The following is a 12,083-nucleotide window of genomic DNA, read 5'->3' on the forward strand; positions in this document are numbered from 1 at the left end:
GCACCGGTGGTGCGGGGTGGGGTCAGGCGACGAAGCGGGAGGTGCGCCGCTGGGCGAGCAGACAGACGCCCACGCCGGCGACGAGCAGCAGACCGCCGATGCTGGCGACCAGGCCGGTGCGGGGGCCAGTGATGGGCAGTGAGCCGCCACCGCCACCGTCGCCACCGCCTTGACCACCGCCACCGCTCTGAGCCGCGTTGACCACGATCGTGGCCCTGTCGTTGGCCGGTTTGATGTCGTCTTCGAAGGTGCCGCCGCCGGGGCATTCGCAGGGCGCGTTGACCAGGACCGTGCCCCGGGCGTTGGGGATGACCTTGTCGATGCGCAGCCGGAAATCCATGGTGTAGGTCTTTCCGGCCACCAGGAGCATCTCGGAGGCGCACTGGTACGTCCGAGTGCCCGGCCGGAGCTGGCAGTTGGCGGGAACCCCGACGGCAGTGATGCCGGGCGGCAGCTCGACGACCGTGTGGGTGGCGGCCTCCCCGTCCGCGTTCACCTTGTCGAGCGTCGCCGGGCCGTTGTTCCGGAATCCGACGGTCGCCGTGACGACGGCACCGGCCCTGCCCCTGAGCGTGTCGCCGATCGCCGCGAGGTCGGTGCCGTTCCTGCCGGCGACCTTGATTGTCCAACCCGTGTAGTCGTAGCCCGGACCGACGTCGGTCTGGTCGGCCTGCCGAGCCCGGTTGGGCGCCTCGGTGAGGGTCAGCTTCGGACCGTTGCCGCCCGTGGCAGCTCGGCCGCCGACGGCTTCCCGTACGCGGGTCAGGTCCTCGAAGTCGGCCTTGGTCATGAACTCGGCGGAGCCGCCCTGGTTGGTGGGGGCGTAGGTGTCCTTCGCGAGTTCGAGGTTCAGCGTCGTGGACACTCCCCCGCCCACCGGGATCTCCTCGTCGAACTCGCAGGAGAGCAGGTGGTCGCCGGAGTAGAGACAGTTGCTGAACCGGTCCCTGGTCCGAATCGAGTAAGAGAGGTCGAAGACGGCGACGAAGCCCGTGATGGTCTTCTCGCCGGCGTTGGTGACGGCCAGCGGCACGCTGACCTTTCCGCCCGGCCTGGAGGAATGGGTGGTGAACGGCCCGCCGGCCAGGTCCACACCCTCGCCGACGCGGACCCGCGAGGTGTAGCTGCCCCGTTGCCCGCCAGCCGCCTGGAAGCTGACCACGATGTCGCCAGAGTCACCGACCTGCGCGTCCTGGGTGGCGGCCAGGTTCACCCGCCCGGTCACGCCGCGGTAGATCCCGCTGCCAAGAGGCGGCAGCTCGCTGAGGGGGACGCCGAAGCGCTCTTCGCAGACGAGCACGCCGGGCTCCGGTGCGGCACACTCCTGCCCGTCGGCGGGGGTGATGGTGATCTTGCTGGCGAGGGAGCGGTAGTCGTACCGCACGGAGAGGTTGTCGAGGGTCGTCGGCTCGCTGGCGTACAGGAGCAGGCGGGTGGTTTTCGTCGAGCCGACGGCCAGGGTGGTGTCCTGGAAGTAGGGCTCGATCTCGGCAGCGGCGACGGCCGGGGTTGCGGAGGCCGCGACCAACGCGCCTGCGACGCCGAGCCCTGCCAGCCAGCGGAGCGAATGCTTGAGCATGGGGTCCTCCCGTGGAATGCAGGTGGCGCCCGTCCAACCTAGGCAGACCCCGGCTCCTCCGACAGCCCTGTCAGATTGATGACTGTCTAACGAACCGAACGGCTGACCAGCTCTGTCGCAACGGACGGCCGGCCCTCCGACGGGGTCAGCGGTAGTCGTCCTCGTCGCCGGTCACCACGCGTGCCTGCTCCATCGCGTCCCAGTCGTCGACCTCCAGCCCGCGCTGCGGCGCACCGTCGACGTCGACGGGACCGGCCACTGTCGCCTGCTCGACGACGTCCGCCGGCTCCGCCTCGAGGTCGCGTTCGTCGGGGGCGAGGTGGTCGCCGGGGGTGAAGTCCTCGTCGGGCTGACCCATTGTCTCTCCCGGGGGGTCTCGGGGCACGGTTCCCACCCACCGTACGGGCTGGACCGGCACCGTGCCCGGAAGCGGAGTGGCGGAATCAGCCCTCGCGAACGTGACCCGGTGCCAAGATGGTGCCGTGGGCTTCCTCATCCGATTGGCGATCACCGCGATCGCGTTGTGGATAACCACGCTCATCGTGCCCGGGGTCGACGTGCACGGCCGCTCCGGCGGCAACACGGTGCTCACCCTGATCGTGGTGGCGCTGATCTTCGGCGTGATCAACGCGGTGCTCAAACCGATCATCCGGGTGGTCGGCTGCGTGTTCTACCTGCTGACCCTGGGCCTGTTCGCGCTGGTGGTCAACGCGTTGCTGTTCCTGCTCACCGACCGGATCGCCCGAGGGCTCGACCTGCCGTTCCAGGTGGACGGTTTCTGGGCGGCGTTCTGGGGAGCCATCGTGATGACCGTGGTCACCTGGCTGATCAGCGTCATCGTGCCGGACAACCTGGACCGCCGGTGAACGGCTAGGACCCGGGTCGGTTGTTCCGGCACACCCCACCTACGGGATACTGCCGGGCGGAGGACAGCGCGGTCCGGCGCACACGTGAACAACAGCGGCCAGCACGGCCGAGAGTGGTAAGTAAGGAGCGCATCACATGCCCATCGCTTCCCCCGAGGCCTATGCGGAGATGCTGGACCGCGCCAAGGCTGGCCGGTACGCGTACCCCGCGATCAACGTGACCTCCTCGCAGACGCTGAACGCGGCGCTCAAGGGCTTCGCCGACGCGGAGAGCGACGGCATCATCCAGGTCTCCACCGGTGGCGCCGAGTACCTGTCCGGCCCCTCGATCAAGGACATGGTCACCGGCGCCGTGGCGTTCGCCGCGTACGCGCACGAGGTCGCCAAGAAGTACTCGGTCAACGTCGCCCTGCACACCGACCACTGCCCGAAGGACAAGCTGGACAAGTTCGTCCGGCCGCTGATGGCCATCTCGCAGGAGCGGGTGCAGCGCGGCGAGCAGCCGCTGTACCAGTCGCACATGTGGGACGGCTCGGCCGTGCCGGTCGCGGAGAACCTCCAGATCGCCGCCCAGCTCCTCGACGAGGCCGCCAAGGCCAAGATCGTCCTCGAGATCGAGGTCGGCGTCGTCGGTGGCGAGGAGGACGGCGTCGAGAACGCCATCAACGACAAGCTCTACACCACCACCGATGACGGCCTGGCCATGGTCGAGGCGCTCGGCCTCGGCGAGAAGGGCCGCTACATGGCGGCGCTGACCTTCGGCAACGTGCACGGCGTCTACAAGCCGGGCAACGTCAAGCTCCGTCCGGAGATCCTCAACCAGATCCAGGAGGCCGTCGGCGCCAAGTACGGCAAGGACAAGCCGCTCAGCCTGGTCTTCCACGGCGGCTCCGGCTCCCTGCTGAGCGAGATCCGCGAGGCCCTGGACTACGGCGTGGTGAAGATGAACATCGACACCGACACCCAGTACGCCTTCACCCGGCCCGTCGCGGACCACATGCTGCGCAACTACGACGGCGTGCTGAAGATCGACGGCGAGGTCGGCAACAAGAAGCAGTACGACCCGCGCGCCTGGGGCAAGGCCGCCGAGGCCGGCCTGGCCGCCCGGGTCGTCGAGGCGTGCGAGCACCTGCGCTCCACCGGTACCACGATGACCAAGTAACGACGCACCGACGACGGCCGGCTCTCCCTCCCGGGGAGCCGGCCGTCGTCGCTCAGACGGTGAGCAGACGGACCGCCTCGTGCACGTCGTCGGTGAGATGGATCGTCGACGACAGGTCACCGAACGGGGACGCGGCCAGCAACGGACGCAACAACGCCTCCACCGGCAGCTCCGCGGTCCAGTAGCCGCGGTCCAGGAAGATGTACGCCCCGCTGGCGCCGTCAGTGCCGTAGTAGGTCTTCGTGGCCGCCTGGAACACCTCCTGCACCGTGCCCGCCCGCCCCGGCGCGAAGACGATGCCGCCCCGGGCGAGGCGCAGGATGGTGTCCTCCCGGATCGCGTTCGAGAAGTACTTCGCGATCCGACCGGCGAACAGGTTCGCCGGCTCGTGCCCGTACAACCAGGTTGGGATGGCCAGCCCACCGGCCCGCGCCCAGGCGAGGTCGTCACCCCGCTGTCGGGGCACGCCCGCGTACCGCTGCCGCACCGCCAACGCGGTGGCCGTGTACCGGTGGTGGTCGGTGAAGTCGGGCGCACCGGCCAGCAGGTCGATCGCCTCGGTCAACTCGGCCGCCGGCCGGTCCGCCAGGTAGGCGCCGAGGTTCGCGGCCTCCATCACCCCCGGACCGCCGCCGGTCACCACCAGGCGGTCGGCCCGCGCCAGCTCCCACCCCAGCACGGCAGCCATCCGGTACGCGGGACTGCCGCGCCTGACCGCGTGCCCACCCATGATGCCCACCACCGACTGCGGCCCGTGTCGGGACAGCCAGATCCGGGTGGCGTCGGCCAGCGCATTGTCCACGCCGTGGTCGTGCAGCCGCTGACCCAGCGCCTCCCGGACATCCGGCAGCGCGCCACCGTGCGCCCGGAAGTGGTCGTACACCCGGGTGTCGTACATCCCGGTGAACCCGCCCTCGGCGAACCCGGCGGCCAGGTCTTCCGGGGTGTAGAGGTGCGCCGGCTGGGTCGGGTACGGCAGCCCCGAGAATGGCGGCACCACGTTCGCGCCGCGCCGGACCAGGTCGGCCCCGACGTCCCGGGAGGCGAACCGGCAGCCCACGAAGAGTGTGCCGGCGACCTCGATGCCGGTGAGGTCGGGCACCGGCGCCAGGTCGAGGCGTAGGCCCTGCACGGTCAGCCCGGTCAGTCGGCCGGTGGCCAACTGCCGATCGAACTCGTCGCGGGTCTGGATCTCGTCGGTGTGCAGGTGCGGCTCGATGACGTCCGCGGGAGGTGGGGTCGGCACCCGGCCATCCTGCCCCTGCGCCGGGGCCGGCCAAACCTCGGGCCTGGGGTGTAACCGACAGGAGCCCGGTGACCGAGGCCACCGGGCTCCTGCGTTACCGGTTCCTGGGGAGGCTCCGGACCATTAGTTGTAGTGCAAAAGGTCCGGCGGCGGCATAGGCCGCAGGCGTGACCAACTCCTCAGCCGTTCAGTGGAACGCGCCGGCCGGCCCGCTCGCGTGTCGCCCTGTCCAGCGGGTTGAATGGGGCGATGCAGAACCTTTTGCCAGAGCCACCGGCCACCCGCCTGCCCGCGAACGACGAGGCCGACGCCGCCCTGGCCGCCGCCGAGCAGGCCGGCACCGAGGAGGCGTTCGCCAGCGTGGCGGCCGGCTTCCCGACCTTCAGTGCGGCCTGGGCGGAGCTTGCCGCCCGGTCGTTCGCGCAGGGCCAGGTGGTGACCGCGTACGCCTACGCCCGCACCGGCTACCACCGTGGCCTCGACCAGCTGCGCCGCAGCGGTTGGAAGGGGCACGGCCCGGTGCCGTGGTCACACGAGCCCAACCGGGGCTTCCTCCGCTGCCTCTACGTGCTGTCCCGAGCGGCGGACGAGATCGGCGAGGCCGACGAGGCGGCCCGCTGCGCCCAGTTCCTGCGCGACTGCGACCCGGAAGCGGCGGACGCGCTGGCGAGCAACTGACCCGCTCCGACGGCCGGCCCGACTCCGGGCCGGCCGCCGGCGGTCACAACCCTTCGGCGACCGCGGCGGCGATCTTCAGCCAGGCGTCCCGGGTGGCCGTGGAGAGCCCTCCGTACCGGATCGGCTCACCCGTGTCGATGAGCCGCTCGTACGGGGCCAGCAACACCGCCCGGGTACGGGCCGCGAAGTGCTCCTGGATGGCCGGCAGGTCGATCTCCTTGCGGGACGGCGGCATCGACACCACGGTCACAGCCTGGCGGACCAGCCGCTGCCGGCCACTCTGCTCCAGGTGGTCGAGCATCCGGGCGGCGGTCTCGGCAGAGTCGTTACGAGCCGACATGGTCACCACCAACTGGTCGGTGGCGTCCATCGACGCCTGCCAGTTCTGCGCCCGGACGTTGTTCCCGGTGTCCACGAAGATCAACTTGTAGAACCGGCTGACCACCTCACGGATCTCGGCGAACGCGGCGGCGGTCAGCATCTCGCCGCCGGTGGCCGACTCGTCCGAGGCCAGCACGTCGAACATGCCCTCGCCCTGCGAGCGGACGTACTGCGACAGGTCACCGACCCGCCCGTGCGCACCCTGGAACTGCCCGAGATCCCGCAGCATGTCCCGCACCGTGCGGGAGTGGAAATCCTGCTGGGCGCGCATCCCGAGGGTGCCCTGGGTCTCGTTGTTGTCCCAGGCCAGCACGTAGCCACCGCGCTTCTGGCCGAACGTCATCGCGAGCAGCAGGATGGCCACCGTCTTACCGGCGCCACCCTTCGGGTTGACCACCGTCACCTGCCGCAGACCGCCGAAGTTGCGGCGCACCATCTCGATGTCCCGCTTGAGCTCCTGCTCGTGCCGCCCCGGAGAGAGCCGGAGCAGCCCCGTCCGGTTGACCATCGCGCGTACGCCCATGGTCGCCACCGGGTCGACGGGCCGAACCTGCCGGCGCCGGCTGAAGTCCTCGGCGGTCGGTACCGCCGTCTCCTCCGGGGTCCAGCTCGCGTCCGGATACGCGGCGGCATCCGGGTACCCGGCGGTGGGCACCCGGGTCACCCCCTCGGCCTCCTGGTAGGGCTGCCCAGCCTGGACGCCGGGCGCGCCCTGCTGCCACGGCGGCGGGTACCAACCCGGAGACGGCGGGAACGGCCCGGGCGGTGGGGTCGCCGGCCCGGCCTGCTGGGGAGCCTGCTGCGGCAGGTTGCTGAACTGCGTCAGGTCGGGCGGCGGCGGGATGTGCCCGGGGCCGACCTGCCCGGGGGTCACCGGGGTGAACGACTGATCTGGGTGCGCCGGCTGCGGGTCGGGAAGCGGGGGCGTCACCGTGGCGGCCTGGTCGTTGGCCGGTGCGGACGCTCCGGTGGGGCGTTGCGGCGGATACGCCCACGGCGACTCGGTGACCGGCCGCGCCGTCCCGACGGCAGGCCCGTCATTCCCGGTCCCGTCGGCCTGCGATGCCAGCCCGGCCGCTGCGGGCCCGGCTGCCGCCGAGCCTGTGCCGGTCGGGCCTGTGCCGGTCGGGCCTGCGCTGCTCGGGCCTGCGGAGGTCGGGCCTGCGGAGGTCGGGCCTGCGGAGGTCGGGCCTGCGCTGGTCGGGCCTGCGCTGGTCGGGCCTGCGCTGGTCGGGCCTGCGCTGGTCGGGCCTGTGCTGGTCGGGCCTGTGCTGGTCGGGCTCGCGGAGGTCGGGCCCGCGCCGTTCGGGCGGCCGGTGGGTGTGGGGGCTGCGGTGGGTTGGTCGGTGGGCGTCGCGGCGGCGGGGCGATCCAGGGTGAACGGCAGGTCCAGGTCGACACCACCCGGGGGGATCGGAGCGGCGGCGACGCCGGTCGGACCCCGGTCGCCGGCCTGCGCCTGCGCCACGCTGGCTGCGCTGCTGGTCGCGTTGCGTGCGCCGTTGCTCGCCCCGGTGGCGGTGCTCGCGGGAGCGCCGGCTGTCCGGGGTGTGCCTGGTGTGGCTGGCCTGCCGGTCGTCGGCGTGCCAGTCGCTCGCGTGCCGGTCGCTGGCGTGCCCGGTGTGAGTGGCGTGCCTGGTGCCGCTGGCGTGCTGGTCGCTGTCGTGCCTGGTATGAGTGGCGTGCCGGTCGGAGGCGTGCCTGGTACCGGTGGCGTGCCCGGTGTGAGTGGCGTGCCTGGTGCCGCTGGCGTGCTGGTCGCTGTCGTGCCCGGTGTGAGTGGCGTGCCGGACGGGGGTGTGCTTGTTGTGGGCGGCGTGCCGGTCGGGGGCGTGCCTGGGGTCGGCGGCGTGCCGGTCGCCGGGGTTGCGGTCGGTGTCGACGCGGCGGTTGGTGCCGGCGGGTCGGCCGGCGGCCAACTCGGCTGCGCTGGCGCCCAGCCGGACGCGGCGGCGGACGAGCCGCTGCCGCCCCAGCCGCCCGGCACCGGGACGGCACCGGTGAGCGACGGATAGTCGGCCGGCGAAGGCGGTGGCTGGGCCGGGGCCCCGGGTTGCCCGGGAACCGGCGGCCGTCCGGTCGGCGGTGCGGCCACCGGCGGAGTCACCGGCCCGGGTGCGACCGACGACGGCGTACCCCGCTGTTGGGCGACCGCCGCCCACGGCGGCGCCGCGCTACCCGCGTCGCGGTCGGCGGGATCCGGTGGCCAGAGTGGTTCGATGTCCCGCTCTGGCACCGGCTGCTGGCCGTGCACCTGCGCGCGGTCGGCGTTCTCGTCCATTACGGCCCCTCCCAGTCCTCCTGCGAGGATAGGCCCATCCGCCGAGAAGGGGCCGTCGGCGCAGCCGGGCCGGCCGCTCAGCCGGGCCGGCCCTTCGGTGCGGGCAGGGTCAGCTCGACCAGACCGCCCAGGCGCCCGGCTCGATCCACCAGGAACGCTTCCGGGTCAGCTCACCCTCGACACCATCGTCGAGGTAGGGGACCTTCCCCTCCCGGGGCAGCACCGAAACGGCCCGCCCACGGGCCCGCCGCACCTCGAGGCGTACCCGCTTGCGGCCCAGCGCCGAACGGACGACCACCGGCACGGCAACCGCGACCTCGATCTGGCCGTCGGCCGGGTCCGGTGCGGTCAGCAGCGTCACGTCGTCGAGCGTCGCGTACCCGCCGGCGTTGCCGACCACGCACGCCAGCAGCGGTTCGTCCCCGTTGGTGAGGACGGTGTCGTCCACCTCCACCCGGGCCCGCCAGTGCAGCGGCCGGCCCGCGTCGTCGGCGGCGCCGAGCAGCGCGCCGTCCAGGGTCACCGATCCACCGTCGTTGCGCAGCAGGTCGAGTCGGCGCACCGTGCCATCCACCACCGCGGCGGCCACCGCCGCCGGGTCACGCGGCAGCCCGAGCTGCGCGGCCAGGTCCCGGTGGGTGCCGCCACGGGCCGGATCGAGCGGGAGTACGGCCACCGGCGGCAGGTCGGGCAGGGTCCGGTTGCCGGGCAGATCCGCCGGACGCTTGCTCGGCGCTGGCGCGTACCGCCGGACCAGCCGGCGCAGCACGGCGCGCAACTGCCCGTCGCTGGCGGTGGCGACGACCAGCCGGGTCTTGCCGTCCAGGTCGGGCCAGGTGAGGCCATCCGGGCGGGCCGGACCGTCGAGCCGCGCCAACACCGCGTCGATCTCCGCGTCGGAGCGGGCGGTGACCATCTCCACCCGCGCGCCCCGGGCGATCAGCGCGTCGGAGCAGGCCAGCACCGGCACCCGTGGCCGCTCGGTGGCGCACCGCTCGGTGTCCCCGCCGGCCGGTGCCCCCTGGCCGGTGTCGGGCTGGCCGGTGTCGGGCTGGCTCTTCGGGTCGGTGGCGGCCTCGGTCGCACCGCCGCAGCAGGCCCCTCCGCTGCCACAGCCCCCGGGAGCGTCCCGCTCCGAACCGAGGGTGAGCAGCACCACGTCGTACACGGAAGGAGCCTCCTGCCTCTCGACGCGACCCCTGCCGGCCGCGCCGTCATTACTTGTTAACCTGACACCCCGGGCTCGCCAACCGGTCGCCACCTGGCACCCGAGCCTTCTGGAGGCGGAAAAGATGCCAGCGATCGTGCTCATCGGCGCTCAGTGGGGCGACGAGGGCAAGGGCAAGGTTACCGACCTGCTGGGTGAGCGGGTCGACTACGTCGTGCGCTACTCCGGTGGCAACAACGCCGGCCACACGGTGATCACCCCAGACGGCCAGAAGTACGCGCTGCACCTGATGCCGTCCGGCGCGCTCTCGCCGAACGCGATGATCGTCATCGGTAACGGTGTGGTGGTCGACCCGAAGGTGCTGCTCGCCGAGATCGACGGTCTGGCCGAGCGCGGCGTCGACGTGTCCCGGCTGCGGATCTCCGGTGACGCGCACCTGATCATGCCGCACCACCGGGCATTGGACCGGGTGATCGAGCGTTACCTCGGCTCGTCGCGGATCGGCACGACCGGCCGGGGCATCGGCCCGGCGTACGGCGACAAGGTCGCCCGGATCGGCATCCGGCTCCAGGACCTGCTCGACCCGGGCATCCTGCGCAAGAAGCTGGAGCTCGCCCTGCGCGAGAAGAACCAGATCCTGTTCAAGGTCTACAACCGCAAGGCGATCGACCTTGAGGCGACCGTCGACGAGTACCTGGAGTACGCCGAGCGGCTCAAGCCGTACATCGCGGAGACCCGGGCCATGCTCTGGGACGCCCTGGACCGGGGTGACACGGTGCTGCTGGAGGGCGCGCAGGCCACCATGCTCGACATGGACCACGGCACGTACCCCTTCGTGACCTCGTCCAACCCGACGGCCGGTGGCGCCTGCGTGGGCGCCGGCATCCCGCCGACCGCGATCAACAAGGTCATCGCGGTGAGCAAGGCGTACACCACCCGGGTCGGCGCGGGACCGTTCCCGACCGAGCTGTTCGACGCCAGCGGCGAGCACCTGCGCAAGATCGGTGCGGAGTACGGCACCACCACGGGGCGGGAGCGTCGTTGCGGGTGGTTCGACGCGGTCGTCGCCCGGTACGCGTGCCGCCTCAACGGCGTCACCGACCTGGTCATCACCAAGCTGGACGTGCTCACCGGCCTGCCCAAGGTGCCGCTCTGCGTCGGCTACGAGATCAACGGCGTCCGGGTCGACGACATGCCGATGAGCCAGACGGACTTCCACCACGCCACGCCCGTCTACGAGGAACTCGACGGCTGGTGGGAGGACATCACCAAGGCGAGAACCGTCGAGGACCTGCCGGAAAACGCCCGCCGCTACATCGCCCGGGTAGAAGAACTCTGCAACACCAAGGTGAGCGTCGTAGGAGTAGGCCCAGGCCGAGAAGAAAACGTAGTCCTCCACCCCCTCCTCCCCTAACCACCCCCCACCTCCCACCCCCCCACCCCACCCCCACCCGGGACCCGCGTTGATCATGGGGTTATAGCCACTCGCTGCGGCGTGTCGTGGCTATAACCCCATGATCAACGCGGGCTGTCCGCTGGCTGCCCGCTGGGTTATCCACAGGCTTGGGCGGGTTGTCCACAGGGGGGTGTTTCGGGCTTCGGGTTCGGTCAGGGTGGGCGGGTGGATGCCTTGGACGTTGTGCGGCGGGTTGCGGCCGCCCGCGACGGGATTGTGACGATCAGGCAGGCGCGAGCCGCCGGCCTCACCACGCATGAGGTGCAACGGCTCTGCAGGGCTGGCCGGTGGCGGGTCGTGGCGCGTGGCAGCTATCTCGTGGACGCCGACCTGCACGACGGGGTGCCCCGACGAGCGCGGATCAGGGCGGCGGTGGCTTCCTTCGGCCCGGCGGCCGCCGCGGTGCTCGCGACGGCCGCCGAACTGCACGGGCTGGCGGGGCTACGGAGCACCGAGGTGATCGAACTGTCGGTGCCGGGTCCGGTCGCCAGGCGGGCCCACCTTGCCCATCCGGGGGTGGTGGTCCACCAGTTGGTCATCCCGCCCGAGCACCTTGTCCGGGTGGACGGAATCACCGCTACCCGGCCGCTGCGTACCCTTGCCGACCTGATCCTGCGGGTTGATCGCTTCTCGGCGGTCAGCGTGCTGGACTCGGCGTTGAACCGTGGGCTGGTGACCACCGACGACCTCCTCTCCGTTCCGCGTCTCATCCGCGGGCGGCGCGGCGCGATCGCGGCTCGGGGCTATCTGGGCGAGGCGGATGGGCGGGCGCAGTCGCCGCTTGAGACGCGGGCCCGGCTCCGCTGTGTCGACGGGGGAGTGCCACCGGATGCACTGCAACTCGAGATCCGCGACGACGATGGCTTTCTGCTCGGTGTCGGCGATCTCGGTTGGCGTGGTCCCCGGATCATCGCCGAGGCCGACGGTCGTGGCCCCCACGCTGTTCCGGAAGCGGTCTTCGCCGACCGGCGCCGTCAGAATCGTTTGGTCAACGCCGGCTGGACCGTCCTCCGTTTCACCTGGTCGGACACTCTAAGACCCGACTACATCCCCTGGACCGTCCGCCAAGCGATAACCGCATCCCACCGCCCCTGACCCCACCCCACCCCCACTCCCCACCCCCCACCCCACCCCACATCGTTGATCATGAGGTTATTGCGTCGACACGCCGGGTGGTTTCTAGGCTTCAGTGCAACTGATCTTGGTTGTGGTGGAGGTGCTGGTGGCGAGGCCGGGTGTGGTGACGTTCGGGCATCGGCAGGTGTT

The 12,083-nt window shown here is 71.6% G+C and carries 10 protein-coding genes and 1 pseudogene; 6 read left to right on the forward strand and 5 right to left on the reverse strand.

All coding sequences use genetic code 11. The features are described from left to right. Positions 1-22: 22 nt before the first annotated feature. Both AB0B57_RS07895 and AB0B57_RS07900 read right to left on the reverse strand, forming a co-directional pair. The gene (locus tag AB0B57_RS07895; protein WP_357066507.1) at positions 23-1,579 is read right to left on the reverse strand and encodes an LPXTG cell wall anchor domain-containing protein; all 1,557 of its coding nucleotides are present in this window, start codon (positions 1,577-1,579) and stop codon (positions 23-25) included. A 145-nt stretch (positions 1,580-1,724) separates the two neighbouring features. Beyond that, the gene (locus AB0B57_RS07900; RefSeq protein ID WP_357066509.1) at positions 1,725-1,937 is read right to left on the reverse strand and encodes a hypothetical protein; all 213 of its coding nucleotides are present in this window, start codon (positions 1,935-1,937) and stop codon (positions 1,725-1,727) included. 124 nt (positions 1,938-2,061) lie between these two features. Between AB0B57_RS07900 and AB0B57_RS07905 the strand changes: the two genes are divergently transcribed. After that, positions 2,062-2,445, forward strand: coding sequence for a phage holin family protein (locus AB0B57_RS07905; RefSeq protein ID WP_357066511.1), 384 nt, complete (start codon positions 2,062-2,064; stop codon positions 2,443-2,445). A 136-nt stretch (positions 2,446-2,581) separates the two neighbouring features. Next, positions 2,582-3,607, forward strand: coding sequence for a class II fructose-bisphosphate aldolase (fbaA, locus tag AB0B57_RS07910; RefSeq protein WP_357066513.1), 1,026 nt, complete (start codon positions 2,582-2,584; stop codon positions 3,605-3,607). Between the two features lie 52 nt (positions 3,608-3,659). On the opposite strand, the gene AB0B57_RS07915 is transcribed toward fbaA, so the two are convergent. Further along, a complete protein-coding gene (locus AB0B57_RS07915) occupies positions 3,660-4,853 on the reverse strand; it encodes a hypothetical protein (RefSeq protein ID WP_357066515.1) in 1,194 nt (397 codons plus the stop codon). Positions 4,854-5,102: 249 nt separating this feature from the next. Between AB0B57_RS07915 and AB0B57_RS07920 the strand changes: the two genes are divergently transcribed. Beyond that, positions 5,103-5,531, forward strand: a complete 429-nt coding sequence (locus tag AB0B57_RS07920) for a DUF3151 domain-containing protein (RefSeq protein WP_357066517.1) — start codon at positions 5,103-5,105, stop codon at positions 5,529-5,531. Positions 5,532-5,574: 43 nt separating this feature from the next. On the opposite strand, the pseudogene AB0B57_RS07925 reads toward AB0B57_RS07920, so the two are convergent. Further along, positions 5,575-6,663: pseudogene (locus AB0B57_RS07925) on the reverse strand (ParA family protein); the annotation flags it as partial. A gap of 973 nt (positions 6,664-7,636) precedes the next feature. On the opposite strand from AB0B57_RS07925, the gene AB0B57_RS07930 reads away from it, so the two are divergent. After that, a complete protein-coding gene (locus AB0B57_RS07930; RefSeq protein ID WP_357066519.1) occupies positions 7,637-7,927 on the forward strand; it encodes a hypothetical protein in 291 nt (96 codons plus the stop codon). A gap of 375 nt (positions 7,928-8,302) precedes the next feature. On the opposite strand, the gene AB0B57_RS07935 is transcribed toward AB0B57_RS07930, so the two are convergent. Then, positions 8,303-9,361, reverse strand: coding sequence for a diacylglycerol kinase family protein (locus AB0B57_RS07935; protein ID WP_357066521.1), 1,059 nt, complete (start codon positions 9,359-9,361; stop codon positions 8,303-8,305). A gap of 124 nt (positions 9,362-9,485) precedes the next feature. Between AB0B57_RS07935 and AB0B57_RS07940 the strand changes: the two genes are divergently transcribed. Together AB0B57_RS07940 and AB0B57_RS07945 are read left to right on the forward strand one after the other, a co-directional pair. Further along, complete coding sequence (locus AB0B57_RS07940; RefSeq protein ID WP_357066523.1) at positions 9,486-10,775, forward strand: adenylosuccinate synthase; 1,290 nt, start codon at positions 9,486-9,488, stop codon at positions 10,773-10,775. A 225-nt stretch (positions 10,776-11,000) separates the two neighbouring features. Next, entirely contained in the window at positions 11,001-11,912 is a 912-nt protein-coding gene (locus AB0B57_RS07945) for a type IV toxin-antitoxin system AbiEi family antitoxin domain-containing protein (protein WP_357066570.1), read from the forward strand. Positions 11,913-12,083: the final 171 nt, after the last annotated feature.

Origin of the sequence: Micromonospora sp. NPDC049101 (assembly GCF_040648675.1) — a bacterium.
Lineage (GTDB): Bacteria > Actinomycetota > Actinomycetes > Mycobacteriales > Micromonosporaceae > Micromonospora.